The sequence below is a fragment of the Microbacterium sp. PI-1 genome (assembly GCF_004337555.1).
Lineage (GTDB): Bacteria > Actinomycetota > Actinomycetes > Actinomycetales > Microbacteriaceae > Microbacterium > Microbacterium aurugineum.
This window is the reverse complement of the sequence record NZ_SJYZ01000001.1, coordinates 370,592-397,296: the sequence shown is the minus strand read 5'-3', so window position 1 is coordinate 397,296 and position 26,705 is coordinate 370,592. Positions and strand designations below refer to the sequence as shown.

The window sequence follows — 26,705 nt, the reverse complement described above, 5'->3', positions numbered from 1 at the left end:
CGAGATGTGCAACGGCTCGGCGGGCGTTGGCGTGCTCCCGGTCGTCGAGGGCGGCGCATCGGCTACATGCGGGCCGGTAGTCGTCGGCGTCGAGGGAGTACCAGGCGGGAGCGCCGGAGCCGGAGACGCCGCGGATGCGGTCGCCGAGCGGGGCGATGCACGACCACACACGAGCACGACGGCCACAGCGCCAGCAGGCACGGGCCGAGGCCGGCCCTTGGTGTCGGCGGATGCGGGCGTGCATGGCGAGGTAGCCGGGTGTCTCGGCTCGGTAGCACGTCGCACGGACGATGACGGGGCGGAATGCCGCCGGACTAAGGCGCGGCGGGGTCGTCTGCGAGCGAACGGGGCCGGGGTGCGGTGATTGGCCGCCGGAGGGTGTCGGGCCGTCTACGGGGCGTACAGCGCTTCGATTGTCGGGGGGCGCGGCGGGCCGGGGTGCTCGCACAGTTGCACGGGCGTTGCATGAACCGGGTTCCGCGGGTGATGGATCGCCGAGGGGCGCGGAATCACGGGGCAGAATCGTCGCCGGGGTGCTGGTATCAAGCCAGTAGCGCGTGCTCATCGGGTGCCCTCCGGCCTGAGGTGGTCGAGCACGTCGGCCAGCACCTCGGCGCAGACATCCGCGAGCAGGCGATACGCGCTCTCGTGTTCGTCGTCGGGCCGTCGCCACGGGTTCGGTACGGGTCGATCCCACACACGGGCAGTCGCCGACGGCATGGTGCTGAGCCCGCGCGTCATCTTCGACGCTCCGGGGTCGAGGCTGACCACGAGGTCATGCTCGCGGAGGTCATCGAGATAGAACCGGCGGGCGGCGTGATCGGAGCCGTCGAGGCCGTGCCGTGCCGCCGTGGCGAGCGTCCCGGCGTCCATCGCATCGCCGTGGTTCGCGGCGGTGCCGGATGACGCGACTATGACGGGTACGCCGTGCGCCTCGGCCATCCGCCGCAGGATCAGGGCGGCGAGCGCGGATCGGCAGATGTTCCCCCAGCAGACGAACATGACGCGGTACGGTTCGCCGGGCCGTGCCACGTAGGGGCGGATCGCCGAGCGCGGGACATCGGCGACGATTTCGGGCACGTCGAACGGGAATCCCGTGCGCCAATGCCCGAGCATCCACGCGGGCTCAACGTCGGCGACGTACAGGCGATGATCGAGCGCTGACGGGCTCCGCAGGAACACGCGGGCGTCGGCGAGGCTGAGCGCCCAGCTCAGGCCGTCGCGATAGTCGGGAGTCGCGACGCGGTACAGCCGCAGGGGCTCCGCGGGGCGCTTCTCCGGTGCCCGAGCGATGTTCGCCATGTAGCCGACGCGGCGGAACATCGCCGCCCAGTCGCCACGGGGGAGAGCGAGCAGGGGCCGCGGATGCCCGTTCGTCTCCAGTGTCGGGGCTCCGTGTCGCCACGAGGCCATGAGCACGACGCCGAGTACGTCGAGCGATGCCGACGGATCGGCGAACATCGCGCGGAGCGCGGCGGGCGGCGTCGTCTCGCGGCGTTCGGCTTGGAACCGGGCGGCGAGTTCGCCAGGTGTCGGCGCGGTCATCGTCGGCTCCAGAGTCCGGCGGCGTGCGCGGCGAGCCCTCGGCGCTCCAGGGAGCGGAGCACGCCCGCCGCGGTGCCGGGGTTCCATCCGGCGAGGTCGGCGACTTCCTCGCGCGTCCGGGGCCGGGCCGTGAGCAGGACGAGGGCGGCGCGCTGAGGAGCGGTGAGACCGGGTGTCGGCTCGGCCAGCGATCCGGGCGCGTCGCAGTCGCCACAGGGCGGCGTCGTCGCGGTCACGGTGTATCCGTTCAGCACGTGCCACACGTCGTAGATGGCTTCCGCGCCGTAGGCGTCGAGGTGAGCCATCACGGCGGTAGCCATGTCCGCCCACGATGCTTCGCGGCTCATCGCTCCCACCTCGCTACGGCTTCGGCGGCGTCGTCACGCCGGGCGAGCAGTGAGAGTCCGAGCGGGAGGTTTCCCGGCATCTCGGCGCGGGCGGCTTCGATAACCGCCGCGGGGCTCCCGCCGACGCGACGTGAGAGTGCCTCGACGGCGGCGGAGTCGAGTGTCTGGAGAGCGGCGGCGCGGCGGGTGCGCTCGCTCTCGGCGTCGGCGACGGCGGTTGCCTCGGCGGCGAGCCGAGCATCGCGACAGCCTCGGCACGCTGGTGGATCGGCGACGCCGATATGTCGAGAGCATCGGTCATCGAGGGCGGGCGCGCTCGCGCGCGTCTGGTTCCTCTGACTCTTGTTCTCGTGGTTCTCGTTCCGTGTCTCAGGCTGAGACGGGGGTGAGTCTCTATCTGAGACGGGGGTGAGTCTCAGCCTGAGACTCACCGGAGTGTCCACGGCCAAGTTATCCACAGGCTCGGCGGCAGTGTCCGCGAGTGCGGCGGGAGCGTTCGCCGGGTCCATTGCGACGGTGTAGCGGTTGCTCGCCTGCCCGTCGGCGTCGTGCTGTTGCTTCCATGTCACGACGCCGAGCGCGCGAAGGGCTTCGAGCCCACGAGCGACAGTTGCTCGGCTGAGCCCCGCGGTGTCGGCAATTGCCGCGAGCGACGGCCAGCATTCGCCCGTGCGGAGGTCGGCGAATGCGAGCATCGCGGCGTAGGTGCGGAACGCGGTGTGGCTTGGGATGCAGAAAGCCCACGCGGGCAAACGGACGAACGGCAGTTGCCGCGCGTACGTCGTGAGGCTCGCCACGGCGAACGCCCGTCGCGGGGCGATGTGCGCGACGAACGCGGGTTCGGAGGTCACGGCTCAGCGCTCGCTCTCAGCGCCGTTACGCACAGGGCGCGCCCAGCGGTCGAGGTCGGCGACGTGCACACGCAGATCGCCGCGTGCGCCGAGGCGGACGGCGGACAGTTCGCCTCGGTCGATGGCGCGGCGGATCGTCTTGCGGCTCACATCGAACCGGGCGGCGGCAGAGGTCAGCGACAGATAGACGGGTGCAGTCGTTGCCGGAGAGGGGTCGGGCATGAGCGGCGCTCCGAGGTAGGCGGGATCGGGGTCGCGTTCACGGGACTAGAGCCCGCTCCGTTGCGTCCGGTGTAGCCGGGTCACGCGCTACGCGAGCCGTCGCGCCCGCTCGGGCTCGATGCCCGCCTACAGGTCAAGTTACACCACATCGGGACAGATAGAAAGTCCAGTTCAGAGGGCTTTAACTATAGGGATCAGTCCTAGTTTCTAGCGGTGCAAGCGAAAGCGGCTCGCTAGTGTGACGGGCATGGACTGGTCGCCGTGGTTCCCACTCATCACCGCCCTGATCGGTGCCGCTGTCAGCCTTGGCACCGTCTTGCTGACGCAGGGCCTCGCAGAGCGGCGCGAGTCTCGCCGCGAGAAGCAGAAGCGCGAAGACGATGCGGTCGCTGATCTGCGTACAGAGGCGCGGCGCGTGGCAGACCTGTTCCTTGCCGAAACTATCGAGTACGAACGCATCGCAACGGCGACAGTTGAAAACGACGAGTTCGACGCCCGATACGGGGAACATCTTTACGCCGAAAGCCTGTATCGACTAGGTCAAGCCATCAACATGCTCCCCAACGCCGAGGCGCGGGCGCAACTGCGGATGATCGTCGGCAATCTTCCGGATCGCGAGTCCTTTCCGTCCATCTTGATTGGCACGCCAAGTTGGATTCTGACCGTCCCGCTTCTGCTGAACGCCGCGCTCGACATCGCCAGCGCATACGCGCGCGGTGAATCACCGGACCTAGACGATGGGAAATGGTTTCGACGTATCGAGGCGGCATCATCGCAACTCAGCGATGAAATCGCCAGGGCAAAGGCGATGCACCCCGCGTACATCATGCAGGCCGTGAAGGCTCAGGAAGAAGCCGCCCGCGGCGACGGGTGAGGATCGAGGGAGGCGCGGGGGGCACCGGGTCCAACGTGTTGCGGTTACGCCGTGAGGGCGGCGGCGTCGAGCGCTTCGACTAGCGACGCCTCGCGGCCCGTGCCGTGCGTGTACCTGAGTGCGATGCCCTCCGAGGCTTGCCCGAGCCGGTCGGCGACTTCGCGAGATGTAGCGCCCGCGGCGCTGTAGTGACTCGCGGCGTAGTGCCGGAGCCCGTGCAACGGCAAATCAGGACGGCCCGCCGACTCGCGGGCGTTCTTCCAGTGCCGGGCGAACGTCGATTGCCGCATGTTCGCCACGCCGTCAGCGGCGGGCCACAGCAGGGCATCAGGGTTGAGCGGCACGCGGTCGGCCATGTGCGACAACAGGGGCCGGTAGGCGACTGCGGGGAGCGGCACGACGCGCACGCCAGCGCCCGTCTTGGGAGCGCCGATGTGTGGTTTCGTCGCGCCCGTGGTGTGGGTGACGGCTCGGGAGACGCGGAGAGCGACGCCGACGACAGCGCCCGCATCGCGCGTCACGACGACATCGCCGCGCCGTAGTTCCCGCATCTCGCCGGATCGCAGGCCAGACCACGCGGCGACGATGACGAACGACCGCAGACGCTCGGGCATCTCGGCGATGATCACGGCTAGTTCCTCGGGCGTTGGCGGCTTGACGGGCTTGCCAGTCTTGGCCGATGCCGCGCCGCGGATCGGCTCGGGAGCCTCGGCGAGCATTCCGCGCGACACTGCGGAGCGGAGGATCGAGGACAGCAGGGCGTACGCGCGGGCCGCCTGGGTGACGCGGCCTGTCGCGAGTGCGGCGGCATGCCAGTCCTCAACGGCGGCGCGGTCGATAGACGACACGGGTATGTCAGCCAGGGATGCCAGCGGGCCATCGAGCAGACGCCGGTACTCGGCGCGCGTCGTCTCCCGGATCGGCTTTCCGCTCGCGCTGTAGCGCTTGCTCAGCCAGTCGGTAGCGAACGCCGAGAACGGCAGGGCGCGGCGCTCGGCGTCACGTTCGGCGGCGGCGCGTTCATCGGCGGCGGCTTGACGGGCGGCGGCGGCGTCCTCCTTGCTCAGCCAGGTTCCCGCCGCTATCTCGGCCTGAGTGCGCGAGAGGTAAGCGCGGGCGGCTCCCTTCGTGTCGAACGTCGTGGGGCCGGTGTGTCGTACGCCGTCCACGATGAACGATGCTTGCCAGCGCTTCGACGGCAAGCGGCGGAGAGCGCCCCACGCCTCGCGGCTCATCGGTCCGCCTGTCGGGCGTCGGTAGTGTCGTGCATGGGTCGATCCTTCCTATCGGCCTCTGACGGCCTCGCGGTGGCATCCGCGGGGCCGTCGCTTCGTCTCCGGCGTGCAATAACGTGCAACATCGGTAGTCCCTGTTTGGGTTCGTTAGGGACAGTCTAGCGTGCCAGTAACGCCTGAGAGGGGCGGATTAACGGGGGTTCGGACCCCTCTATTACGCGCGCGCGCACGAGAACGCGCTACTGGTTCGATCCCAGTATCGCGCACAGACAAACCCCCGGGATTTCCGGGGGTTTTTTCGTGTTCCCACCGAGTTGGGCAACATCTGGGGAATAAGAACCTGCGCGTCTCCCGCGACGGACTGTGGGTTCGAAACTACCCGCCGGGCGTGGCGGCTCACCCTGTCTATCACTCGCTCCCGCATGCCTCGGGGGGAGGGCAGTCTAGTGGGCTACACGTGTACGCGTCTGTAGGCCGAAGAGGGGACAGCGCTCGGCGCTCATCTGTTCGTAGGCTTCAGACCATGAGCGACCTAACGATTGGCGTCAGCGCGGTAACCGTGATGGACGGTGACCAGTTGACCACCTTCAGCTACAACGATCCTGACGCGCTGATTCAGGCGCTCACCGATGCGTTCGGATCCTCACCGAGCATCACTGAGGATCCGAACGGATACGAAGTGACTTTCTACGATTGGCAAGGCGCGCGGGTGCTGCGCCTAACTGACGCTCGTGCGAGCATTACGATCTCCGCTCCGGGTGTGGGTGGTGTGAACGCCGCAACGCTCGAGGGGATCAAAGTCGGTTCGGATCGTGCTTCGGCGCTGGCAGGTGAGGCGCGTGACGTCGGAGAGGGCGCGGACTTCCTCGGCATCACCGCCCGTGAGGCAACGAACACTCAATCGCTCACGAGGCCAGGCGAAGTGGGACTCGACTTCGTGAGGCTTCGCTTCAGCAGCGATCAGGTAACTCACATCCAAGCGCCCGCCTTCGACTACGGAGACGTATGACGGTCAAAGAAACTCACATCCTTCGAACAGCGAGATCGAGAGCATGACTGAATCGAGCGCACCTGTGTCCCCTGACATCCCGATGATGAGCGCGCACGGGATCTCGCGTCGAACGCTCCTATCGTCTGCCGGGGTTTTCGTCGCCGCATCGTCAGTCGGAGCAGACCTCTTCTCCAGACCTACGAGCGCGAGCGCAGCCTCTCTCGTGGTCAAGGCGGGCGCATGGGGCGGGCATGCGAACGGCAGGATCCCACTGTCAGCGCTGTCCACCGTGCCGTGGAACACTGCCCGACGGTTGCGTTCGGATGCTGTGACGGCATTGATCGCCTTGAATAAGGCCTTCCGGGCCGCATTGGGACGAGACCTGCCGCTAAGCGATGCCTACCGCGATTTCGCGGGCCAGGTTGAAGCCCGCAATTACTGGTGCGGTCAGGGGAACTGCGGGCTGGCAGCCGTGCCGGGGACATCCAACCACGGCTGGGCACTCGCGATCGATATCGGCGTCGGACGCACGGATTGGAGTAATCCCATCTACGTGTGGATGAAGGCCAATGCGCAAAAGTTCGGATGGTTCCATCCCTCCTGGGCGGAACCGAACGGAGCTCACCCAGAGGCGTGGCACTGGGAGTACTCAGGATCAACCACGCCCACACCACTACCGGAGGATGACGTGCCGATTTACCACCGCAAGCAAGGCGACTACACCGTGCCGATTGGTACGACATCGAACACTCGCCTGTACTTCTCATCGGGTGTGTTCGATATGGCCGGGGGAGCCGGAGGCGCGGGACTCTATCAGATCACCACCCATGCCTACTTCACGGGTCTTACGCCCGAAAAGACGCTCATGCTCCAGTACTACCTTCTGCACGCTAGCACTGGCGTGTACAGCGGTGGGTTCGCGGCAACATTCCCGGGCGTGACGGATGGCGTCGCACAGATCGAATTCAGCACGATCATTCCGGTGCCGGCGGGAAACTACTTGTTCGTGGCGGCGCGATCCCCGCAAGGTGGCGTCAACCAGACCCGAGTTGCCAAAATGAGCCTAAACTACGGCTCCGTCTAGAGAGCGCATCGGCGGCCCCATTCAACTTCGGTTGGGTGGGGCCGTTGCTCATTGGTGCCGGATCGGCGCGGAGGGGTCCGCATGCGGCGCCGCGGTTGGAGCGTGTTTGCGGGGCTTCTCTGACCTCCAATCCCATCGGTGACAGCAATCACAGATCGACCGAACCAATTGATTTCGCGCTTTCTCACGCTGGCTCAAGAACGCGAAAGGGCGACACGAGGATCGCGGCGCGGGCGCCGGTACGAAAGAACCTGTGCGTGCCGGAGCGCGCGTGGGGATCTCTCAACGTATCTCGCGTCGCATGGCATGTCTGTAGGCAGAAGAGAGGACAGCGCCGCGTGCACGCCGATCGGTAGCGTGAACGTGAAACGCCCTCGGCCGCGGGTACCCATCCAACTTTAGGAACTGAAAATGAAGAGAACCCAGGCGCTTCGTCGCGCCCGAATCGGAATCATGACGGCTCTCGCGGTCGTCGTCGGTGCGCTCGTACCCTTTGCGGCACCGCCCGCTGCGCAAGCCGCATACGGCGTGATGATTCAACCGGCAACCGGATACATCGTGTCCCGCGTCGCCGATGGCTGCGGAGGCGAGCGGCCCAGCCACACTGGCATCGACATCTCGCACAACGGAGGAACGCCGATCGTTGCCGCCTACGGTGGGACGGTCAGCACTCGCACGTTTAGCAGCGGGTATGGCAATTATGTGGTGATCTCCCACCCGAGTGGATACACCACGTTGTATGCGCACATGGCGTCCCCCGGCTCAGTGAACCCTGGGCAGACGGTGACGAAGGGCCAGCAGATCGGCGTCGTGGGAAGCACCGGAAACTCAACAGGAGCCCACCTTCACTTCGAGATCTATCGCAACGGTACCAACGTCGCCAACCAGGGGTACACCTGCAAGACGAACGTCACACGAGGCGCCGCGATCCCCATGGACTTTCCGGGTCTCGGAGGCAGCAGTACCGGCGTCAATGCTGACTACAACGGGGATGGCAAGGCCGACGTGCTCGCAGTGTCGACCACCGGTCAGATGACCGCCTACAACGGCAATGGCAACGGTGGGTGGGCCACCGACACACTCGGCGGCGGCTGGGGAACGACTCGCGCTCTTATCCACGGTGACTACAACGGGGATAGCAAGGGGGACGCGATCGCTGTGCGGGACGACGGCACCCTCTGGTTCTACCGAGGCGTAGGAGGCAACTCGTTCCAGGCCTCTCAGGTTGGGCACGGCTGGGGAACCATGCGGCTAGTGACAGGGGGTGCCGACTTCAACAGTGACGGACGGGCCGACCTCGTCGCCATCGGCAATGACGCCAACCTCTATCTGTATCCGGGGAACGGCGCGGGCGGGTTCAACGGCGGAGCTATACAGATCGGAAACGGCTGGGGCAATTTCAGCATGATCCTCGCGGGAGACTTCGGGACTGACGGCAAGGGTGACATCCTCGCACGTGACACCAGCGGCAAACTTCTCCTCTATCCTGGCAACGGGTCAACGCTCAACAACCCTTACCAGGTCGGTCACGGCTGGAACACCATGACGGCGATCACGGGTGGCGTCGACTTCGGTGCGGACGGCTATGCCGACGTCCTCTCGCGTGACGAAGCAGGCGATCTCTGGCTCTACCCAGGGCTCGGTGGATCCGGCTTCGGCACTCGCATCAAGGTCGGACACGGCTGGAACATCCACCGACTGATCGCCTGACCTAGGCGTGACGAAAGACCCCCACCCGGGCGAAAGCCTAGGTGGGGGTCTCTCTCGCGAGTCGATCGCAGGCTGCACACCCGCGTGGGTCGACCCTCCTACGTGCGCCATGCGCTCACTCCAGAACGTCGCCTCATGTCAGGAGCGTCTCACCGATGAACCCGCCCTCCGCGCAACCCGGCGGGATCGCGAAGACGGCCGAGCCGATCGGGACCGTCCACTCGTTGAGCAGGTCGAGTTCGTCGAGCCTCCGCTGCATCGGGACGAACTGCGCGTCGACGTCGGCCTGGAAAGAGACGAAGAGCAGGCCCGACTCCGAGACGGAAGCGCCCGAAGGGCGTTCGTCGTAGTTGTACCCGCGCCGGAAGATCCGTTCGGCACCGTCGCCGCGGGCACGGCGGATGTGAGCGAACTGCGGGATGACGGGGAAGCCGAGGGATGTCTTCGCCTCGAAGTCCGGTTCATCGAACTCCTCGGCGCCGGTCAGCGGCGCTCCATTGGCGAGTGTCCTCCCCACCGATGCATCCCGTCCGCTGCGATCCAGCCGGTCCCACTTGTCGAGGTCCATGTGGATGCGTCGGAGCACCATGCCCGTCCCGCCGGCGAGCCAGCCGTCCGCACTCCACACGACCTCATCGAAGTCCGCCGTGCCGGGTTCCGGGTTGGTCGTGCCGTCCACCTGGCCGAAGAGGTTCCGCATCGTCGTGCCGGGGCGCTCCGTTCCGTACGCGCGGCGGAAACCCTGCTGCGTCCACCGGACGTCGGCGAAGCCCCGGGCGTCCTTCAACAGCATCCGGGTCGCGTGGGCCACGGTCAGCGGGTCATCGGCGGCGATCTGCAGGAGGAGGTCGCCGTCGGAGAATTCCGCTTGCAACCGGTCCACCCCGAAAGCAGGCAAGGTGGCGAGCCACGATGGACCCACGCCGCCTGCACGCGCGACGAAGTTCGGGCCGAAGCCGAATGTCACGGTCAGCCTCGCCGGAGCGAGCGCGAGCTCCGGCTCGGAGTCGGCGAGCGCGGCGCGGCCCTGCGTCAGGCGTGCGGCGTCATCGGTCAGGAGTCCCATCAGCCGGGCCAGCCCGTCGCGATCGACGTCGTCATGCAGGTCGAGGGCGACGAAGAGCCCGTGCGCCTGCGCAGCCGTGTCGATACCCGCTTGATGGTCGCCGAAGAACGGTACGGTCTGCTCACCGTTCATTGGGGTGGAGGCGGGCGCCTGGTCAGCGTCCGCGCGGTTCAGGGCGAGATCCACTCCGACGGCAGCGACTGCGCCGACACCGGCGACAGCTCCTCCGAGAAGGAACTGTCGCCGGGTCGACCCGGAGCGTCGGGAGCGGGCGCCCTCAGAGGGCGCCGACATCAGTGATCCATACCCTCGTGCTCTTCGCCGTCCTCATAGTTCTCGTTCGCGCCGGAGTAGTCCTTCACCGGGGCCGTGAACTCGTAGGTGGAGTCGTCCGAGAACGTCACGGTGAAGGTGACGTCGTTGCCGGCGGTGAGCGGGGCGCTCAGATCCATCAGCATGATGTGGTTCGCTCCCGGCTCCAGCGCGAGCGTCCCTCCGGCGGGGATGACGAATCCGCCGGCCTTCTCGCGCATGACCATCTCGCCTGCCTCGTTCTCGACGGTCTCGTGCAGCTCGATCATCGGCGACGCCTCGGACGTCACCGACACGACGGTCACGTCGTCGTCTCCGCTGTTGACGAGGGTTCCGAAGCCGGCGGACATTCCCTCTTCAGCCGACTTCACCCACGCATCCTCGATGGTGATGGTGTCACCGGCGGGACGCGTCGTGGGCTCACTCGTGGGGCTCTCAGGAGCGCACCCGGTGAGCGCGAGCAGGGAGACCGCGATCACAGCGGCGAGTCGGGGGAGGTTCTTGGTGGTGTTCACAATGGTGCCTTTCACAGGTCATCTGCTGTCGTCCGGGGACGACGAAGGAATCGAATGAGCACGAGGAGGAGGACGGCCACAGCCGCTCCACCTGCGCCGATGAGCAGCACCCGGAGGGTGGTGCTCGAACCTGTTGCGTTCTGATCCGGTTGTTCTTCGCCTGCGGAGGATGTCGTCGCCGTGTCACCGGATGTCGGGACCTGCATCGGTTCGGCATCGCCGACCGTGAAGGGGATGACCCCGGCGATCGGGTGACCGTCTTCTGACACCACCTGCCATCGCACCTGGTAGCCGGCAACGGGCATCCCCGCTTCGAGTCTGGCGGTGACCGTGCGCCCGGCGACCGTGACGTCGCCGGAGACCCAGTCCTTCCCCGAGGCGTCGACGACCATGACGACAGCCCCGGTCAGCGACTCATCGAGGACCAGGAGCTCACCGGTGAACGACATCGTGATGTCTTCCGGCGCGGCCGCCAACTGCTCGTCAGCGGCCGGGGAACTGGATACCAGCTGGTCGTGGGCGGACGCGGGCGTGGCGATCGCGAGGGTCGCGATCGTCGCCAACGCCAACCCGGCCGCAATCCTGCGGACAGGGGACATGGGATGACCTCTCATCAGACGCCGCGTGTGCGGCGTTCATGCATGCGTTCAGAACCCGCGCGCGACGATCGCGCACGGTGTGACGCGCCTCTGGACCGTGAGGGTCCAGGGCACGGATCAGATCGCAGCGGAGAGAGGAGGAGCGCGGCCCCGAAGGGTCGCCAGTAGGATGAGGCCGCGGCTGCAGGCGAGGTCGAAGACGCCGCGCAGACGGCGGGGCAGACGGAGCGCCGGGAGGAGCAGGACGTGATCGACACGGCGGCGCAGCCATCGACTCAGCTGCCGGGCGAGGTCTCGCACGGCGAGGACCAGACGCTCGCCCCGGTACAGCGCGGCCACCGTCAGCAGTGCCGCGACCGTGTGGCCGAGCCACATCGAGGTGTCAGCGGCGACCGCCTCCGGGATGCCAGGTCCCGTGGGGATCACGAGCGGTCCGCCGTGCACGTGCGGCGTCGAGACTCCGGAGGGCGTGACGGTGCCGAGCACGAACAGCGCATGGAACAGGAACTGACTCACTGCGACGGACACTCCGAGGCGGATGAGTGACAGGGAGCGTCCGGCGAGGAGGACGCAGACCATGAACGAGAAGACCCACGGGACGAGGATGCCGAGCGCGCCGGGTACCTGCCCGCCGCCGGTCACGTGGCCGGCGAGTGCGACGAAGATCGCGAGTGACGACGCAGCGAAGCCGCGGATGACGGCTGGCTTCCTGGATTCGGTCACGCTTCCAGTCTGGCACGGACGGCGCGAACCACCGTCGCACGCCTACCGATCGCGGACGCCGTCGTTCCCCTCGCGCCGTGTCTTCGGGGCCCGCTTGACGGCGTCGTACGCTGCGAGCGCAGCCTTCCGTGTCTCCGCGAGGTCGACGATAGGCTCGGTCGGCGCCTTCGATGCCCAACGCGAGATGTAGACGCCCTGCGGGTCGAACTTCTTGGCCTGCAGTTCGGGGTTGAATACGCGGAAGTACGGCGCGGCATCCGCTCCGGAACCCGCTACCCATTGCCAGTTGAAGGGATTGCTGGCTTCGTCGGCGTCGACGAGCGTGTCCCAGAACCACTCCTCGCCGAGTCGCCAGTCGATCAGCAGATTCTTGATGAGGAACGACGCCGCCACCATCCGCACCCGATTGTGCATGTAGCCGGTATGCCAGAGCTCTCGCATCCCGGCATCCACGAGCGGCACACCCGTCTCCCCGTGCTGCCAGGCATCCAACTGCGACGGGTCGAGCGGCGGCCAAGGGAAGGCGTCGAACTCCGGCCGCAGGTTCTTCGCCGCCAGATCCGGGAAGTGGTACAGCGTGTGCCAGGCGAACTCGCGCCAGCCGAGCTCCGAGAGGAAGCGGCCGCTGCCGTCGACGCCGACTGCCTCGTGCCAGACCGTGAACGGGCTCACCTCGCCCCAGCGGAGCCGCGGTGACAGCAGCGAGGTGGCGCCCGCAGACGGCTCGTCACGGGCGCTGTCGTAGCCGGGAAGGTCGTTCTCGAGGAACTCCTTCACACGGCGCCGCGCGGCCGGCTCACCCGGCTCCCACGTCTCGCGGAGTCCCGCTGCCCAGTCCGGTGTCGTGGGGAGAAGCGCCCAGTCGTCGAGGGCGTCGGATGCCGGCGGACGCGGTGCTCCCGGGATCTCCCGGGGCTCGGGGAGGGGAGCGCGAGGCGCAGGGAGGGCGAGGCACGCGCGCCAGAACGGCGTGAAGACCGAGTAGTGGGTGCCGCTGCCGGTCGTGACCGTCCACGGTTCGTGGAGGAGCGACGCGGCGAAAGACGCGACCGTGACGCCCTCCGCGCGGAGGGCCGACTTGATGCCCGCGTCGACGGCGCGTTCCGGGCCGCCGTAACGACGGTTCCAGAACACGGCCCCGGCTCCGGCATCCGTCACGAGCTCTCTCAAGACGCCGGCTGCAGCGCCCCGCTTCAAGACGAGCGTCGCCCCCTTGTCATGCAGGCGTTCCGCGAGGGAGGCGAGCGAGTGGTGCAGCCACCACCGGGCTGCGCCGCCGAGCGGACGGAGCCCCTCGGATTCCTCATCGAGCACGAACAGCGCGATGATCGGCTCGCCGTGCTCGATCGCCGCACGGAGTGCAGGATTGTCTGCCAGGCGAAGGTCGTCACGGAACCAGACGATCGAAGGAGAGGACATCGCCCCATTGTCCCTGACCCCGAGGACGATGGGCGCTGTCCGCGGAGGCGGGTTCAGCGGCCGCGCGGGGGACGCTCGCCCGTCGCCCAGAGCGCCCACAGCACGAGCAGCGGCTGCAGGAAGAGGCGCCCGAGTCGTCGGGCATCCGTATCGAGTCCCGGGGTGGATCGTCCGGTCCGCCACTGATGGACGTTCCCGGGGAAGACGGCGACGAAGAACGCGGCGGTCGCCCAGCCGATCCGGCGACGTTCGCGGGGGAGCGCGATGAGGCCGGCGGACAGGGCGATCTCGGCGGCACCGGAAGCGAGGACGATGTCGTTCTTGTCGAGCTTCGTCACCTGCACCGCCCAGTCGGGCACGACGATACGGAAGCCGCGGGTCGAAGTGAAGTGCATGATGCCGATCGCGCCCAGCGCGATCGCAAGGATCCATCGGGCGACTGCTCTCATGCCCTCACGCTACGTGATGGTCCGGCGATCCGCGCCCTGTGAACTCATACCGAGGGGGCATACGAGGTCCGTACCCCGGTGGGTGGCGGACTCCGCCGGACGCTTCGTACGCTGAGACCATGCGCTCACGTCTCGTCGGTTCTTCCGTCCTCCTCCTCGCCCTCTCCGCATCGGCGCTGACGGGGTGCGCGTCGTTCGACGCGGGACCGGTCGTCTCGCAGGAGCGTGCGGTGCCGGATGTCGCCGCGGTCGAGCTCGACACCTCCGGCGATCTGACCGTGACTCTCGGCGCGACGCCCGCACTCACCGTGACGGCGGGCGAGCGGGTCATCGAGCACCTGACCGCCCACGTCGAAGGCGGCGTCCTGCGGCTCGGGATGAACGGCGAGCCGGTGCTCCGGAACGGCGAGATCCGCTACGAGCTGACCGTGTCGTCTCTCGAATCGCTCGTGGTGCAGGGGTCAGGCGATGCCCGCATCGACCTGTCCGGTGCGATCGCCCCGACGGTGACCGTGCGCGGCTCGGGCGACGTGGAGGCCACGGGGATCGATGCTGCGACGGCTGTGCTCCGGGTCGACGGCGCCGGCGAGATCGTCGCCCATGACACCGTCGTCGAGGACCTGACCGTGCGCATCGACGGCTCCGGCACGGTGGCGATCGACGGCACGGCGCGCTCCCAGGACGTCTCGATCCGCGGTTCCGGCGAACACACGGCCGAGGATCTGCGCAGTGAGGACGCTTTCGTCTCGATCCGCGGTTCAGGGAGCGCAGATGTGACCGTGGACGGAAACCTCGCGGTCGTCATCGACGGCAGCGGCGACGTCTCCTATGGCGGTGAAGCCCGTGTCACCCAGGAGATCGCAGGATCGGGAGATGTCCGGCGCCGATGACGAAGAGCGGGTGCGACGCCGTCGCGTAGCGGTCCGGAGCGCCCGACCGTACCGGTAACCTGGGTACCGACCCAGATGGAGAGTTTCTGTGCCTGAAAACGCCCGGCCGAATGACGGCTTCGCCCTGTTCACTGACCGAAACGTCGTCGCGATGCGCGTCAACGGCGAACTCAAGGATCTCGCCACGACCCTGACCGACACCGACGAGGTCGAGCCGATCACGATCGACAGTCAGGACGGGCTGAACATCCTCCGCCACTCCGCGGCCCATGTGCTGGCACAGGCGGTGCAGCGCATCAACCCGCAGGCGAACCTCGGCATCGGTCCGCCCATCACCGACGGCTTCTACTACGACTTCGGCGTCGAGACCCCGTTCACGCCCGAAGACATCAAGGCCATCACCAAGGAGATGCAGCGAATCGTCCGCGAGGGCCAGCGCTTCGTCCGCCGGGTGGTGACGGACGACGAGGCGCGCGCCGAGCTCGCCGACGAGCCGTTCAAGCTGGAGCTCATCGGGCTCAAGGGCGGGAAGGAAGCGGCGGAGGGTGCCTCCGTCGAGGTCGGCGAGGGCGAGTTGACGATCTACGACAACACCACCCGCGACGGCGAGGTCGTCTGGAAGGACCTCTGCCGCGGCCCTCATCTGCCCAACACGCGCATGATCGGCAACGGCTGGGACCTCACCCGCATCGCCGCCGCGTATTGGCGGGGCAGTGAGAAGAACCCGCAGCTGCAGCGCATCTACGGCACGGCGTGGCCCACCAAGGACGAGCTGCGCGCGTACCAGCACCGGCTGGAGGAGGCCGCCAAGCGCGACCACCGTCGCCTCGGCAAGGAGCTCGACCTGTTCTCGTTCCCCGAGGAGATCGGCTCCGGCCTCTCGGTCTGGCACCCGCGCGGCGGCGTCATCCGTGGCGAGATGGAGCAGCACGCGCGCAAGCGCCACATCGAGGGCGGCTACACCTACGTGTACACGCCGCACATCTCGAAGGAAGACCTGTTCCTCACGTCGAACCATCTCGTCACGTACAAGGAGGGCATGTTCCCGCCGATCGTGATGGACGAGGAGCGCGACGACGAAGGCAACGTCACCAAGCAGGGCCAGGACTACTACCTGAAGCCCATGAACTGTCCGATGCACATCCTCATCTACAAGGAGCGCGCGCGCAGCTACCGTGACCTGCCGTTGCGGTTCGCCGAGAACGGCACGGTCTACCGCAACGAGCTCTCCGGCGCGCTGCACGGCCTCACCCGCGTGCGGGGCTTCACCCAGGACGATTCGCATCTGTTCGTGACACCCGATCAGCTCGAGGCCGAGGTCGCCAAGGTCCTCGAGTTCATCCTCTCGATGCTGCGCGACTTCGGTCTGACCGATTTCGAGCTCGAGCTCTCGATGAAGGACGACGAGAAGTCGAAGTGGATCGGCACGGACGAGTTCTGGGAGTCGTCCACCGATGCGCTGCGCCGCGTCGCCGTCGCCTCCGGCCTCAAGCTGACCGAGGTCCCCGGTGAGGCTGCGTTCTACGGTCCGAAGATCGACCTCAAGACGCGCGATGCGATCGGTCGCACCTGGCAGCTCTCCACCGTGCAGGTCGACCCCAACTTGCCCGAGCGCTTCGACCTCGAGTTCATGGACAAGGACGGGCAGAAGAAGCGCCCGATCATGATCCACCGCGCGCTGTTCGGCTCGATCGAGCGGTTCTTCGCGATCCTGCTCGAGCACTACGCGGGCGACTTCCCGGTGTGGCTCTCGCCGGTGCAGGTCGTGGGCATCCCGGTCGCCGAAGACTTCGCCGACTACCTGGGCGAGGTCGTCGACACGCTGCGCTCCCAGGGTGTGCGCGCGGAGCTCGACACTTCGGACGACCGCATGCAGAAGAAGATCCGCACGCACACGACCGGCAAGGTGCCGCTGCTGCTGATCGCGGGGGAGAAGGACCGTGACGCCGGCACCGTCTCGTTCCGCTACCGCGACGGCGCCCAGGAGAACGGGGTTCCGATCGCGGACGCCGTGGCTCGGATCCGCGCAGCCATCGACAGCCACGCCCTGGTGCAGACAGCAGGGGACCTGGCGTGACCGAGGGGGAGCAGCCGCTGGAGGACGCCGGACATCTGGCCGGTGTGCCCGACGAGTTCCAGCGGCTGTGGACCCCGCATCGGATGGCGTACATCCAGGCCGGGCCTGAACCCCTCCGTGAGGAATGTCCGTTCTGCGAGGCGCCGAAGTTCCCGGACACCGAGCGCCTCGTGGTCGCTCGCGGCGAGACCGCCTACGTGCTGTTGAACCTGTTCCCGTACAACTCGGGCCATCTGCTCGTCTGCCCGTACCGTCACATCGCCACCTACGACCAGGCGACGCCGGAGGAGGTCGCCGAGATCGGTGCTCTCACGCAGACCGCGATGCGCGTGCTGCGGGAGGTCTCCCGGTGCGACGGCTTCAACCTCGGCATGAATCAAGGTGCGGTGGCAGGAGCCGGTGTCGATGCCCATCTGCACCAGCACGTGGTGCCGCGGTGGACGTCGGACGCCAACTTCTTCCCGATCATCGCGAAGACCAAGGCGCTGCCGCAGCTCCTCGGCGAGGTGCGTCACGCCGTGGCTGCCGCGTGGCCGCAGCCGGAAGGGCCTACCGAGAAGGTCAGCGCACCTGACGCGCCGTGAACTGCATCTGCGGGTTCGCGTAGAACTCCTGCGCCTCGACCAACTGGAGCTCACGCTCGCCGGACTCCAGCGTCGCCTTCAGCAGGTCGTACACGCTGGACGCCGTGCGTTCGAGCGCGACCTTCGCGCTCCCGGTCTCGACGTAATGCGCGGTGAACAGTGCTGCCGTCACGTCACCGGAGCCGTTCGCCTTCATCGGAAGGTGCGGGGTCTGCACGACCCAGGCACCCTTCTCGTCGGCGGCGAGCATCTCGATCGTGCCCTCTTCGCGGTCGGGTCGTTCGACGCTCGTCACGAGGACGGTCCGCGGACCCATCGCGTGGGCGAGGTCGACCGAAGCGAGCGTGGACTCCAGCGTGTCCGGCTCGGTGTCGGTGAGGAAACCCAGTTCGAACTGGTTCGGCGTGATGATGTCCGCGACCGGCACCACGCGCTCGCGCAGGAGTACGGGGATGGCCGGGGCCACGAAGCACCCCGACTTGGCGTTGCCCATGACCGGATCGCACGCGTAGACGGCGTTCGGGTTCGCCGACTTCACCCGCGCGACGGCGTCGATGATCACGTCGCCGATGCCCTCTCCGCCCTGGTAGCCGCTGAGGATCGCGTCGATGCCCCCGAAGACGCCACGCTCTTCGATCCCGGTGATGACCTCACGCACGTCATCGGGGGCGATCAGCGGTCCGCGCCACGCGCCGTAGCCGGTGTGGTTGGAGAAGTTCACCGTGTAGACCGGCAGCACTTCGACGCCGATGCGCTGCAGCGGGAACACGGCCGCCGAGTTGCCGACGTGTCCGTAGGCGACGGCGGACTGGATGGAGAGGATCTTCATTCTCCGACCCTTTCGTTCAGGGCGGGGCGTTGCCCGCGACAGGTGGTGGTCATCGTCCGGCGGCGACGAGGTCAGCGACGAGCGTCTCCGCGTCGGCATCGGACAGGTCGTGAACGGTCAGACGCAGGTGGTGCGAGGGCTCCGCGCGTTCGTCGAGCGCGAAATCGTCTCCGGTGCGGGCCAGCCACCCGCGTCGCATGAGTCGATCGGCAACCGTCCGCGCGGGTCGCGACAGCTCGACCCACAGGCTGAGACCGTCGGACTCGGTCGCGTCGATCCCGTTCGCGCGCAGTCTCTCGACGAACGACGCATTCCGCTCGGCATAGTGCGCAGCCGCCGCGGCGACCTCGGTCCTGACCGTCTCGTCGGTCAGCTGCGTCAGCGCGAGGCGTTGCAGGAGGTGACTGACCCACGTGGTTCCCGGACTCAGGCGCATCGCGAGCCGTTCCGCGGTCTCGGCATCCGTCGCTGCGATCGCGAGGCACATGTCGGGTCCGAGGAACTTCGACACCGACCGCACGAGGGCGAACCGTCTGTGCTCGGCGCCGATGAGGGACTCGTAGGGCCGCTGCGACAGCATCGAGAAGTGGTCGTCCTCGATGATCAGCACGTACGGATGGTCGGCGAGGATCGCGCGGAGCTCGGCCGCCCGCGTCGCCGTGAGGCTCGCCCCGGTCGGGTTCTGTGCGCGCGGGGTGCAGATGATGGCACGGACGCCCGCGTCCAGCGCCGCTCGCAGTCCGTCGACGGTCATGCCTTCGCCGTCGACGGGCACGGGGACCGCCCGGTAGCCGCCCAGACGCACCGTGTGGATGCTCGCGAGGAAGCAGGGGTCTTCGAGCGCCACGGCGTCGTCGCGCATGAGTGCCTGCGCGAGCAGACGCTCGACCGCGTCGACGGCACCGCTCGTCACCGTGATCCGGAAGTCGTCGGCGCGGAGATCGGACGAGATCCACTGCCGGGACCATTCTTCGAGGCCACGATCGATCACGGGCTCGCCGTAGAGCACGGGACGGGAGGCGATCGTCATCAGCGCGGGTGCCGGGTCGGGGATGAGCCGGGGATCGGGGTTACCCGTGCCGATGTCGCGAAGGACCGTGTCGGGCGCGTATCCCTCCTGGGCCACCGATTCGAGACCCGCCACGACGGTGCCCGCACGCCCGCGCGAGACGACGAGGCCGGCCTGGGCGAGCTGCCGGTACGCGGCCACAGCCGTGTTGCGGTTGACGCCGAGCGTGGCAGCGAGCTCGCGCACCGGGGGGAGGACAGCACCGACCCGGAGGATTCCGCGGTCGCGCAAGGAACGCACGCTGTCGGCGATGTCCGCTGCGGTCGTCCCGGTGATCTGGTCGCTCATGGTCCTCCTCTGTGATTCTAGGTCGAATCGGACAGTGCTATGTTTGACCTAGATCAAACCCGACTTCGGTGCATCCGACAGGAGTTCCCCATGGCAGAGCAGACAACCACCGGATCCGCGCGCGTCAAGCGCGGTCTCGCCGAGATGCTCAAGGGCGGCGTCATCATGGACGTCGTCACGGCAGAGCAGGCGAAGATCGCCGAAGACGCGGGCGCCGTCGCCGTGATGGCTCTCGAGCGTGTGCCGGCGGACATCCGTGCGCAGGGCGGTGTCTCCCGCATGAGCGACCCCGACATGATCGACAGCATCATCGACGCCGTCTCCATCCCCGTGATGGCCAAGGCCCGCATCGGGCACTTCGTCGAGGCGCAGGTGCTGCAGGAGCTCGGCGTGGATTACATCGACGAGTCCGAGGTGCTCTCACCGGCCGACTACGTCAACCACATCGACAAGTACGGCTTCACCGTCCCGTTCGTGTGCGGTGCGACGAACCTCGGCGAGGCGCTCCGCCGCATCAATGAGGGAGCGGCGATGATCCGTTCCAAGGGAGAGGCCGGGACCGGCGACGTCTCCGAGGCGATGAAGCACATCCGCAAGATCCGCGGAGAGATCGCCGCGCTCACCGCGCTTCCCAAGGACGAGCTCTTCGTCGCGGCGAAGGAGCTGCAGGCGCCGTACGAACTCGTCGCCGAGATCGCTGAGACCGGCACGCTCCCGGTCGTGCTGTTCGTGGCCGGAGGGGTCGCGACCCCCGCCGATGCCGCCATGATGATGCAGCTCGGTGCTGACGGCGTCTTCGTCGGCTCCGGCATCTTCAAGTCGGGCCACCCGGCAGAGCGGGCCAAGGCCATCGTCAAGGCGACGACCTTCTATGACGACGCCAAGGTCATCGCCGAGGTTTCGCGTGGGCTGGGCGAGGCGATGGTCGGCATCAACGTGAGCGACCTCCCGGCACCTCACCGACTCGCCGAGCGTGGCTGGTAGAGGCAAGGTCGGCGTCCTCGCATTGCAGGGCGACGTGCGCGAGCATGTCGCCCTGCTGACGGAACTCGGCGCCGATGCCACTCCGGTGCGTCGCCCCGACGAGCTCGCCGCGGTCGACGGACTCGTGATCCCGGGGGGCGAGTCGAGCGTGATCGACAAGCTCTCCCGGATCTTCGGCATGCAGGAGCCGATCCGCGACGCGATCGCCTCGGGCATGCCGGTGCTCGGCACCTGCGCGGGCTTGATCATGCTCGCGGATGACATCGTCGACGCGATCGACGGGCAGGAGTCGTTCGGAGGGCTCGACGTCGTCGTGCGCCGGAACGCCTTCGGTCGCCAGGTCGAGTCGTTCGAGGCGGAACTCGAGGTCCCTGCGTTCGGCGGGGGCCCGGTGTCGGCGGCCTTCATCCGTGGGCCCGTGGTCGAGTCGGTCGGTCCGCGCGCGACCGTGCTCGCGGCGCTGCCCGACGGGCGTGTGGTCGCGGTGGAGCAGGGGAATCTGCTCGGACTGAGCTTCCACCCCGAGATCACGGGGGAGCGCCGTTTTCACGAACGCTTCCTCGCACGGGTGGAGTCGCGGCACCGCACGAGGGCGCCGCAGAGCGCCTAGGTCCGTCCGAGCGTCGCGGTCAGACGTGGCGCCGGTGGGAGAGGAGCCAGTCGTACAGCTCGGGGTTCTCATAGGTCTCGGTCCAGGAATCGTGACCGACGCCTGCGTATCGAGTGAACCGGGCGTCGGCACCGAGGCCTCGGAGTTCGCTGATGATCTGTTCCGTGGCGGAGAACGGCACGACATCGTCGGCATCACCGTGGAAAGCCCAGACGGGGACGTCACGGAGCGGCGCAGCGCTCTGCATCCAGAGTCCTCCGCAGATCGGCGCGATCGACGCGAACCGGTCGGGATAGCGCACCGCCAGGCTCCAGGCCCCGAATCCGCCCATGCTGAGTCCTGTCACCGATATGCGGGACGCATCGATGCGGTGCTCTGCGACGACTTCGTCGAGCAGCACGGACAACGTCGAGAGCTCCGCGACCCACTGGCTCGATTCGCCACACTGAGGCGTGACGAGGACGAAGGGGAACTCCTGCCCGGCATCCGCCAGACTCGGCGGACCGTGCACGGCGGCGAGCTCGACGTCGGTACCGCGCTCACCCGAACCATGCAGGAACAGGACGAGTGGCCACCGTCGGTCGGGGTCGGCGTCGTAGTCGTCCGGGAGATGGAGCAGGTACCGCAGGGAGTCGGCCGGCGTCGGCTCGCCGTTCCGCACGTCCGAAGAGCGGGAGGCAGGAGTGATGTGTCGCGATCTGCGCATGTGTCCATCCTGCGCCATGTGTGCCGTCTTCCGAGGGAACGATGTGCGGAGCGGGCAGCCGGATGTGGAGCCCACGGTCTCGGTCAACCGGCGGGTGACCCTGCGGCGACCAGGCCGCGGATGGCTTCGACCGTGCGGACGATGTCTTCCGGGGTGGTCGCCCAGGACGACATCGAGCACCGCAGAGCCGCACGACCTTCCCATTCGGCACCCGTCATCGCGGCCGTCCCGTCGACGAGGATCGCCGCGCCGAGCGCACGCGTCGCTTCGTCGGAGCCGAGGCGGAACATCACCTGTGTGTAGTCGACGTCGTTGATCACTTCCACCGACTCCACTGTTCGGAGCCCCGCCGCCATCGCGACGGCGTTCGCATGCAGGCGGTCGATCAGGTCCGCGATGCCCGACCGACCGAGACTGCGCAGTGCGGCCCACGCGGGAACCCCGCGGGCGCGTCGTGAGAGTTCCGGGGTGACATCCCACGGGTCGAGCCCGGAATAGATCAGATAATCGCCTCCGGTGCGGAATGCGGCGATCGAGTCGGCCGGGTCGCGCACGATCGCCATGCCGCAGTCGTACGGCACGTTGAGCGTCTTGTGCGCGTCGGTCGCCCAGGAGTCGGCGTCCGCCATGCCGGCGGTGAGGTGGCTCAGCCCGGGAGACGCCGCAGCCCACAGTCCGAACGCGCCGTCGACGTGGATCCATGCACCGTGCCGGCGTGCGAGGGGGATCAACGCCGCGAAGTCGTCGAAGGCGCCGGTGTGCACCTCTCCCGCCTGCAGGCACACGATGAGGGGTCCCTCCGCGCCGACGAGTGCCTGATCGAGCGCCTCCGGGCTCATGCGCCCTTGGCCGTCGGTCGGGACGATCGTGAGTTCCGCCCGCCCGACCCCGAGGAACCGGGCGGCGCGGTCGATGGACCCGTGCCGGTGGCTGCCGACGACGAAACGCAGCGGCGGAGAACCGTGGAATCCCTGCTCGGCGATGTCCCACCCCGCGCCCGCCAGCACAGAGTGTCGCGCGGCGGCGAGGCAGGTGAAGTTGGCGAGCTGCCCGCCCGTGACGAAGCCGACGCTGGCGGTCGCGGGGAGCCCGAAGGCCTCGAGCATCCATTGCCCGGCGATGCGTTCCATCGCCACAGTGGCCGGCGTGAGAGTCGACGAGCCCGAGTTCTGATCCCACGCCGAGACGAGCCAGTCCGCGGCCAGGGCTGCCGGATGTGTTCCGCCGATCACGAAACCGAAGAACCGGCCGCCGGGGATCGCGACGAGTCCGGGGTCGGCGAGCACGGACATCTCCTCCACCACTGCCGCCGCGTCCACGCCATGTTCCGGGAGCGGACCCCCGAAGGCGGTGAGCATCTCGTCGAGCGAAGCCCTCGGCCACACCGGCCGCTCGGCCACCGAGTCCAGGAAGCGGAGCGCGGCATCGTGCGCGGTCTCGAGTGCGCGGGTCCGGTCGTCGGGAGCCGTCTCTTTCATGCCTCAGGCCTACACCCGGAGGCCCCATCGCACCAGTGGTCACGCGAGGCCGGCACGGTCGCAGTGGCTGCCCGCGCGAGACCCGCGCGACTGACGGCCGCGCGCTCGGCCGCAGCGGACGCCACTCGGGCAACCGTGGCTTTTCGATAGAATGGTCGATGCCCTGGGCACGCTCCGGGGCGGATACGACGAGCGGAGACTTATGTCCGGGCATTCCAAGTGGGCGACCACGAAGCACAAGAAGGCCATCATCGACTCCAGGCGCGCGAAGTCCTGGGCCAAGCTCATCAAGAACATCGAGGTCGCGGCGAAGCTCGGCGGACCCGATCTTGCGGGCAACCCGACGCTCTTCGACGCGGTGCAGAAGGCCAAGAAGACCTCGGTCCCCAAGGACAACATCGACCGTGCGGTGAAGCGCGGTGCGGGCATCGGCGGCGAGGCCGTCGAATACCTCTCGATCATGTACGAAGGCTATGGACCCAACGGCGTCGCCCTCATGATCGAGTGTCTGACCGACAACAAGAACCGTGCGGCCGCAGAGGTCCGTACGGCTCTCAGCCGCAACGGCGGCACGCTGGCCGATCCGGGTAGCGTCGCCTACAACTTCAGCCGTAAGGGCGTCATCGTCGTCGGCTCCGAGGGCACCACCGAGGATGACGTCATGATGGCCGCGCTCGAGGCGGGCGCCGAGGAGATCGAGCCGCACGCGGAGGGCTTCGAGATCATCACCGAGGCGACCGACCTGGTGGCCGTGCGCACCGCGCTCCAGGAAGCGGGGATCGACTACGAATCCGCTGACGTCGAGTTCGTTCCGAACCTCAAGGTCGAGATCGACGCCGACACCGCACGCAAGGTCTTCCGTCTCATCGATGCGCTCGAAGACAGTGAAGACGTGCAGAACGTCTTCACGAACTTCGACCTGAGCACCGAGGTCCAGGCCGAGCTGGAGAACGACGAGGCCTAGGCGCGCCGGACCCGCGGTGTCCGCTCCGCCGCCTAGCCTGGGGGAGTGGCTTCCTCTCTGCGCGTGCTCGGCATCGACCCGGGCCTGACCCGGTGCGGTGTCGGTGTCGTGGACGTCGACCGTTCCCGTCGGGGAACCCTCGTGCACGTGGGGGTCATCCGATCGTCGCCGGATGCGGAGATCGGTGATCGCCTCGCGATCGTCGCCGCAGGGATCCGCGCCGTGATCGCTGAGCACCGGCCCGATGCCGTCGCCGTCGAGCGGGTGTTCGCTCAGCAGAACACGCACACGGTGATGGGCACGGCGCAGGCCAGCGGGATCGCGCTGCTGATCGCGTCCGAGTCCGGGTTGCCGGCCGCCACGCATACCCCGAGCGAAGTGAAGGCAGCCGTCACCGGATACGGCGCCGCCGACAAGCGGCAGGTGCAGACCATGATCGCGCGGATCCTGCGTCTGGATGCGCTGCCCCAGCCCGCCGACGCGGCGGATGCTCTGGCGATCGCGCTCTGTCATGCCTGGCGTCGCGGAGGACCGACCGCATCCGGTCAGAGCGCGTTGACGCCCGCGCAACGCGCCTGGGCCGCGGCGGAGCGTGTCGCTCGAACATAGCTACGAGCGACACCGTAGGCTGAGACGATGATCTCCTCTCTGCACGGCGTCGTTCTGCACGCGACGTCCGATCAGGTCGTCATCGATGTGGGCGGGGTCGGGTTCGCCGTCGCCGTCCCGGCCGATGTCGCGCACACCGCCACGGTGGGGGAGAAGCTCCTCCTGCACACGAGTCTCATCGTGCGAGAGGACTCCCTGTCGCTGTTCGGCTTCGCGGACCGCGGTGAACTCGAGATCTTCGGCCTCCTGATCGGGGTGACCGGAGTCGGGCCGAAGTCGGCGCTCGGCGTGCTGTCGCACCTCACCACCGATCAGATCGCGGAGGCCGTCACCGCCGAGGACGATGCGCCGTTCCGGCGTGTCTCCGGGATCGGCCCGAAGACGGCCAAGCTCATCGTGCTTCAGCTCGCGGGCAAGGTGCAGGCGTTCGCCGCCCCGTCCACGTCCGTCGCCGCGGGGAACACCGATGTCGTCACCCAGGTCTCCGCCGCCCTGGTCGGCTTGGGGTGGTCGGAGAAGATCGCCGCCGAAGCGGCAGCCCAGACGGCGGAGGAGGCCACGGAGGCGGAGCGTGCATCTGTCGCGGCGCTGCTCCGACGCACCCTCGCCCTGTTGGGCCCGGCGAAGGGAGCCCAGCCGCATGTCTGACCCTCTCGACGCGTCGGAACCCTCGGACGAGACCGAACTCGCGATCGAGGGCGCACTGCGCCCCACGAGCCTCGGAGACTTCGTCGGGCAGCAGAAAGTCCGAGGACAGCTGCAGCTGCTCCTCGAAGCGGCGCGACTCCAGAGCCGGCCGGCCGATCACATCCTTCTGGCGGGCCCGCCGGGGCTCGGGAAGACGACGCTCGCGATGATCGTCGCGCACGAGAGCGAGCGGCCGCTGCGTCTCTCGAGCGGCCCCGCGATCCAGCACGCGGGCGACCTGGCGGCGCTGCTGTCGAGCCTGGTCCCGGGGGAAGTGCTCTTCATCGACGAGATCCATCGCATGGCCCGCTCGGCGGAGGAGATGCTCTACCTCGCGATGGAGGACTACCGGATCGACATCATGGTCGGGAAGGGCGCGGGCGCGACCAGCATCCCGCTCGAGCTCTCGCCGTTCACTCTCGTGGGGGCGACGACCCGCTCCGGCCTGCTGCCCAACCCGCTGCGGGACCGCTTCGGGTTCACAGGGCACCTGGAGTTCTACGAGGAGTCCGAGTTGGAACAGGTCATCGCGCGCTCCGCCGCGGTACTGGGCGTCGACCTGCCGACCGACTCGCTGTCCGAGATCGCGCGCCGTTCTCGGGGCACACCGCGTATCGCGAACCGTCTGCTCCGCCGAGTCCGGGACTATGCGCTCGTGCACGGCCACGGCGCGGCCACGATCGGCGACGTGCGGGCGGCGCTGGAGCTCTATGACGTGGACGCGATCGGCCTCGATCGGCTCGACCGGGCGGTCCTCGATGCCCTCGTGCGGCGCTTCCGTGGAGGTCCCGTCGGCCTGAGTACCCTCGCCGTGGCCGTAGGAGAAGAGGGCGAGACCGTGGAGAGCGTGGTCGAGCCGTATCTCGTGCGCATCGGCTTCCTGGGCCGGACTCCGCGCGGCCGTGTGGCGATGCCCGACGCATACACCCACCTGGGCGTTCCTCATCCGGACGGGATGCTTAAGTTGGATGACCTATAATCACTGAAG

General features: G+C 67.9%; 28 protein-coding genes. 13 read left to right on the top strand and 15 right to left on the bottom strand.

Annotation, left to right across the window (positions count from 1 at the left end):
• Positions 1-561: 561 nt before the first annotated feature.
• The 4 genes from E0W80_RS01895 to E0W80_RS01880 are packed head-to-tail and all read right to left on the bottom strand — an operon-like array spanning position 562 to position 2,965.
• Complete coding sequence (locus E0W80_RS01895) at positions 562-1,545, bottom strand: hypothetical protein (RefSeq protein WP_165875370.1); 984 nt, start codon at positions 1,543-1,545, stop codon at positions 562-564.
• On the bottom strand, positions 1,542-1,892 hold the full coding sequence (locus E0W80_RS01890; protein WP_131491089.1) for a MarR family winged helix-turn-helix transcriptional regulator: 351 nt from the start codon (positions 1,890-1,892) through the stop codon (positions 1,542-1,544). The genes E0W80_RS01895 and E0W80_RS01890 overlap by 4 nt, the downstream gene beginning before the upstream one ends.
• Positions 1,889-2,743, bottom strand: a complete 855-nt coding sequence (locus E0W80_RS01885) for a helix-turn-helix domain-containing protein (RefSeq protein ID WP_131491088.1) — start codon at positions 2,741-2,743, stop codon at positions 1,889-1,891. Before E0W80_RS01885 ends, E0W80_RS01890 begins: the two co-directional genes overlap by 4 nt.
• A 3-nt stretch (positions 2,744-2,746) precedes the next feature.
• Positions 2,747-2,965 carry a helix-turn-helix domain-containing protein gene (locus E0W80_RS01880; protein ID WP_131491087.1) on the bottom strand — a complete coding sequence of 73 codons (219 nt, stop codon included), beginning with the start codon at positions 2,963-2,965 and terminating at the stop codon, positions 2,747-2,749.
• 247 nt (positions 2,966-3,212) lie between these two features.
• Here E0W80_RS01880 and E0W80_RS01875 point away from each other — a divergent pair, with 247 nt between their 5' ends.
• On the top strand, positions 3,213-3,839 hold the full coding sequence (locus E0W80_RS01875) for a hypothetical protein (RefSeq protein WP_131491086.1): 627 nt from the start codon (positions 3,213-3,215) through the stop codon (positions 3,837-3,839).
• A gap of 44 nt (positions 3,840-3,883) precedes the next feature.
• Here E0W80_RS01875 and E0W80_RS01870 read toward each other — a convergent pair whose 3' ends face one another.
• A complete protein-coding gene (locus tag E0W80_RS01870) occupies positions 3,884-5,074 on the bottom strand; it encodes a tyrosine-type recombinase/integrase (RefSeq protein ID WP_131491085.1) in 1,191 nt (396 codons plus the stop codon).
• Positions 5,075-5,597: 523 nt separating this feature from the next.
• On the opposite strand from E0W80_RS01870, the gene E0W80_RS01865 reads away from it, so the two are divergent.
• From E0W80_RS01865 to E0W80_RS01855, 3 genes are all read left to right on the top strand, one after another.
• A complete protein-coding gene (locus tag E0W80_RS01865; protein ID WP_131491084.1) occupies positions 5,598-6,083 on the top strand; it encodes a hypothetical protein in 486 nt (161 codons plus the stop codon).
• A 43-nt stretch (positions 6,084-6,126) separates the two neighbouring features.
• On the top strand, positions 6,127-7,149 hold the full coding sequence (locus E0W80_RS01860; RefSeq protein WP_131491083.1) for a M15 family metallopeptidase: 1,023 nt from the start codon (positions 6,127-6,129) through the stop codon (positions 7,147-7,149).
• A 411-nt stretch (positions 7,150-7,560) separates the two neighbouring features.
• Positions 7,561-8,859: a VCBS repeat domain-containing M23 family metallopeptidase gene (locus tag E0W80_RS01855; RefSeq protein WP_131491082.1), complete on the top strand. Its 1,299-nt coding sequence runs from the start codon at positions 7,561-7,563 to the stop codon at positions 8,857-8,859.
• A 133-nt stretch (positions 8,860-8,992) separates the two neighbouring features.
• Here E0W80_RS01855 and E0W80_RS01850 read toward each other — a convergent pair whose 3' ends face one another.
• The 6 genes from E0W80_RS01850 to E0W80_RS01825 all read right to left on the bottom strand — a co-directional run bounded on the left by E0W80_RS01850 (position 8,993) and on the right by E0W80_RS01825 (position 13,942).
• Positions 8,993-10,219: a Dyp-type peroxidase gene (locus E0W80_RS01850; protein WP_131491081.1), complete on the bottom strand. Its 1,227-nt coding sequence runs from the start codon at positions 10,217-10,219 to the stop codon at positions 8,993-8,995.
• A complete protein-coding gene (locus E0W80_RS01845; RefSeq protein ID WP_131491110.1) occupies positions 10,219-10,752 on the bottom strand; it encodes a copper chaperone PCu(A)C in 534 nt (177 codons plus the stop codon). Before E0W80_RS01845 ends, E0W80_RS01850 begins: the two co-directional genes overlap by 1 nt.
• 11 nt (positions 10,753-10,763) lie before the next feature.
• Positions 10,764-11,351: a copper resistance protein CopC gene (locus E0W80_RS01840; protein ID WP_131491080.1), complete on the bottom strand. Its 588-nt coding sequence runs from the start codon at positions 11,349-11,351 to the stop codon at positions 10,764-10,766.
• 117 nt (positions 11,352-11,468) lie between these two features.
• On the bottom strand, positions 11,469-12,074 hold the full coding sequence (locus E0W80_RS01835) for a hypothetical protein (RefSeq protein WP_131491079.1): 606 nt from the start codon (positions 12,072-12,074) through the stop codon (positions 11,469-11,471).
• Between the two features lie 42 nt (positions 12,075-12,116).
• Positions 12,117-13,493, bottom strand: a complete 1,377-nt coding sequence (locus E0W80_RS01830) for a deoxyribodipyrimidine photo-lyase (RefSeq protein ID WP_131491078.1) — start codon at positions 13,491-13,493, stop codon at positions 12,117-12,119.
• Between the two features lie 53 nt (positions 13,494-13,546).
• Positions 13,547-13,942, bottom strand: coding sequence for a hypothetical protein (locus tag E0W80_RS01825; protein ID WP_131491077.1), 396 nt, complete (start codon positions 13,940-13,942; stop codon positions 13,547-13,549).
• A 119-nt stretch (positions 13,943-14,061) separates the two neighbouring features.
• On the opposite strand from E0W80_RS01825, the gene E0W80_RS01820 reads away from it, so the two are divergent.
• The 3 genes from E0W80_RS01820 (at position 14,062) to E0W80_RS01810 (ending at position 17,493) form a co-directional block, all read left to right on the top strand.
• Positions 14,062-14,832, top strand: a complete 771-nt coding sequence (locus E0W80_RS01820; RefSeq protein WP_131491076.1) for a DUF2807 domain-containing protein — start codon at positions 14,062-14,064, stop codon at positions 14,830-14,832.
• 151 nt (positions 14,833-14,983) lie between these two features.
• Complete coding sequence (gene thrS, locus E0W80_RS01815; RefSeq protein ID WP_240740430.1) at positions 14,984-16,909, top strand: threonine--tRNA ligase; 1,926 nt, start codon at positions 14,984-14,986, stop codon at positions 16,907-16,909.
• Entirely contained in the window at positions 16,906-17,493 is a 588-nt protein-coding gene (locus E0W80_RS01810) for an HIT domain-containing protein (protein ID WP_131491074.1), read from the top strand. The genes thrS and E0W80_RS01810 overlap by 4 nt, the downstream gene beginning before the upstream one ends.
• On the opposite strand, the gene pdxY is transcribed toward E0W80_RS01810, so the two are convergent.
• Positions 17,471-18,322 carry a pyridoxal kinase PdxY gene (gene pdxY, locus E0W80_RS01805; RefSeq protein WP_131491073.1) on the bottom strand — a complete coding sequence of 284 codons (852 nt, stop codon included), beginning with the start codon at positions 18,320-18,322 and terminating at the stop codon, positions 17,471-17,473. The two genes, E0W80_RS01810 and pdxY, sit on opposite strands and share 23 nt — an antisense overlap.
• A gap of 49 nt (positions 18,323-18,371) precedes the next feature.
• Positions 18,372-19,679 (bottom strand): aminotransferase class I/II-fold pyridoxal phosphate-dependent enzyme, encoded by a 1,308-nt coding sequence (locus tag E0W80_RS01800; RefSeq protein WP_131491072.1) that lies wholly within the window; start codon positions 19,677-19,679, stop codon positions 18,372-18,374.
• Between the two features lie 90 nt (positions 19,680-19,769).
• On the opposite strand from E0W80_RS01800, the gene pdxS reads away from it, so the two are divergent.
• Positions 19,770-20,663 carry a pyridoxal 5'-phosphate synthase lyase subunit PdxS gene (pdxS, locus tag E0W80_RS01795; RefSeq protein ID WP_131491071.1) on the top strand — a complete coding sequence of 298 codons (894 nt, stop codon included), beginning with the start codon at positions 19,770-19,772 and terminating at the stop codon, positions 20,661-20,663.
• Entirely contained in the window at positions 20,653-21,273 is a 621-nt protein-coding gene (pdxT, locus tag E0W80_RS01790; protein ID WP_131491070.1) for a pyridoxal 5'-phosphate synthase glutaminase subunit PdxT, read from the top strand. The genes pdxS and pdxT overlap by 11 nt, the downstream gene beginning before the upstream one ends.
• A 19-nt stretch (positions 21,274-21,292) precedes the next feature.
• On the opposite strand, the gene E0W80_RS01785 is transcribed toward pdxT, so the two are convergent.
• Positions 21,293-21,979 carry a PHB depolymerase family esterase gene (locus E0W80_RS01785; RefSeq protein ID WP_131491069.1) on the bottom strand — a complete coding sequence of 229 codons (687 nt, stop codon included), beginning with the start codon at positions 21,977-21,979 and terminating at the stop codon, positions 21,293-21,295.
• Positions 21,980-22,062: 83 nt separating this feature from the next.
• Entirely contained in the window at positions 22,063-23,457 is a 1,395-nt protein-coding gene (locus E0W80_RS01780; protein ID WP_131491068.1) for an aminotransferase class V-fold PLP-dependent enzyme, read from the bottom strand.
• Positions 23,458-23,659: 202 nt separating this feature from the next.
• Between E0W80_RS01780 and E0W80_RS01775 the strand changes: the two genes are divergently transcribed.
• The 4 genes from E0W80_RS01775 to ruvB are packed head-to-tail and all read left to right on the top strand — an operon-like array spanning position 23,660 to position 26,696.
• Positions 23,660-24,421 carry a YebC/PmpR family DNA-binding transcriptional regulator gene (locus tag E0W80_RS01775; RefSeq protein ID WP_047519481.1) on the top strand — a complete coding sequence of 254 codons (762 nt, stop codon included), beginning with the start codon at positions 23,660-23,662 and terminating at the stop codon, positions 24,419-24,421.
• 45 nt (positions 24,422-24,466) lie between these two features.
• Positions 24,467-25,030 (top strand): crossover junction endodeoxyribonuclease RuvC, encoded by a 564-nt coding sequence (gene ruvC / locus E0W80_RS01770; protein ID WP_131491067.1) that lies wholly within the window; start codon positions 24,467-24,469, stop codon positions 25,028-25,030.
• 27 nt (positions 25,031-25,057) lie between these two features.
• Entirely contained in the window at positions 25,058-25,678 is a 621-nt protein-coding gene (ruvA, locus tag E0W80_RS01765; protein WP_131491066.1) for a Holliday junction branch migration protein RuvA, read from the top strand.
• A complete protein-coding gene (ruvB, locus tag E0W80_RS01760; RefSeq protein WP_047519487.1) occupies positions 25,671-26,696 on the top strand; it encodes a Holliday junction branch migration DNA helicase RuvB in 1,026 nt (341 codons plus the stop codon). The genes ruvA and ruvB overlap by 8 nt, the downstream gene beginning before the upstream one ends.
• Positions 26,697-26,705: the final 9 nt, after the last annotated feature.

What these genes read in the sequence shown, in the direction of transcription:
- E0W80_RS01895 (WP_165875370.1), bottom strand. Translation starts at nt 1,545, where the DNA reads ATGACCGCGCCGACACCTGGCGAACTCGCCGCCCGGTTCCAAGCCGAA.
- E0W80_RS01890 (WP_131491089.1), bottom strand. Translation starts at nt 1,892, where the DNA reads ATGAGCCGCGAAGCATCGTGGGCGGACATGGCTACCGCCGTGATGGCT.
- E0W80_RS01880 (WP_131491087.1), bottom strand. Translation starts at nt 2,965, where the DNA reads ATGCCCGACCCCTCTCCGGCAACGACTGCACCCGTCTATCTGTCGCTG.
- E0W80_RS01875 (WP_131491086.1), top strand. Translation starts at nt 3,213, where the DNA reads ATGGACTGGTCGCCGTGGTTCCCACTCATCACCGCCCTGATCGGTGCC.
- E0W80_RS01870 (WP_131491085.1), bottom strand. Translation starts at nt 5,074, where the DNA reads ATGAGCCGCGAGGCGTGGGGCGCTCTCCGCCGCTTGCCGTCGAAGCGC.
- E0W80_RS01865 (WP_131491084.1), top strand. Translation starts at nt 5,598, where the DNA reads ATGAGCGACCTAACGATTGGCGTCAGCGCGGTAACCGTGATGGACGGT.
- E0W80_RS01860 (WP_131491083.1), top strand. Translation starts at nt 6,127, where the DNA reads ATGACTGAATCGAGCGCACCTGTGTCCCCTGACATCCCGATGATGAGC.
- E0W80_RS01855 (WP_131491082.1), top strand. Translation starts at nt 7,561, where the DNA reads ATGAAGAGAACCCAGGCGCTTCGTCGCGCCCGAATCGGAATCATGACG.
- E0W80_RS01850 (WP_131491081.1), bottom strand. Translation starts at nt 10,219, where the DNA reads ATGTCGGCGCCCTCTGAGGGCGCCCGCTCCCGACGCTCCGGGTCGACC.
- E0W80_RS01840 (WP_131491080.1), bottom strand. Translation starts at nt 11,351, where the DNA reads ATGTCCCCTGTCCGCAGGATTGCGGCCGGGTTGGCGTTGGCGACGATC.
- E0W80_RS01830 (WP_131491078.1), bottom strand. Translation starts at nt 13,493, where the DNA reads ATGTCCTCTCCTTCGATCGTCTGGTTCCGTGACGACCTTCGCCTGGCA.
- E0W80_RS01825 (WP_131491077.1), bottom strand. Translation starts at nt 13,942, where the DNA reads ATGAGAGCAGTCGCCCGATGGATCCTTGCGATCGCGCTGGGCGCGATC.
- E0W80_RS01820 (WP_131491076.1), top strand. Translation starts at nt 14,062, where the DNA reads ATGCGCTCACGTCTCGTCGGTTCTTCCGTCCTCCTCCTCGCCCTCTCC.
- thrS (WP_240740430.1), top strand. Translation starts at nt 14,984, where the DNA reads ATGCGCGTCAACGGCGAACTCAAGGATCTCGCCACGACCCTGACCGAC.
- pdxY (WP_131491073.1), bottom strand. Translation starts at nt 18,322, where the DNA reads ATGAAGATCCTCTCCATCCAGTCCGCCGTCGCCTACGGACACGTCGGC.
- E0W80_RS01800 (WP_131491072.1), bottom strand. Translation starts at nt 19,679, where the DNA reads ATGAGCGACCAGATCACCGGGACGACCGCAGCGGACATCGCCGACAGC.
- pdxS (WP_131491071.1), top strand. Translation starts at nt 19,770, where the DNA reads ATGGCAGAGCAGACAACCACCGGATCCGCGCGCGTCAAGCGCGGTCTC.
- E0W80_RS01785 (WP_131491069.1), bottom strand. Translation starts at nt 21,979, where the DNA reads ATGCGCAGATCGCGACACATCACTCCTGCCTCCCGCTCTTCGGACGTG.
- E0W80_RS01780 (WP_131491068.1), bottom strand. Translation starts at nt 23,457, where the DNA reads ATGAAAGAGACGGCTCCCGACGACCGGACCCGCGCACTCGAGACCGCG.
- E0W80_RS01775 (WP_047519481.1), top strand. Translation starts at nt 23,660, where the DNA reads ATGTCCGGGCATTCCAAGTGGGCGACCACGAAGCACAAGAAGGCCATC.
- ruvA (WP_131491066.1), top strand. Translation starts at nt 25,058, where the DNA reads ATGATCTCCTCTCTGCACGGCGTCGTTCTGCACGCGACGTCCGATCAG.
- ruvB (WP_047519487.1), top strand. Translation starts at nt 25,671, where the DNA reads ATGTCTGACCCTCTCGACGCGTCGGAACCCTCGGACGAGACCGAACTC.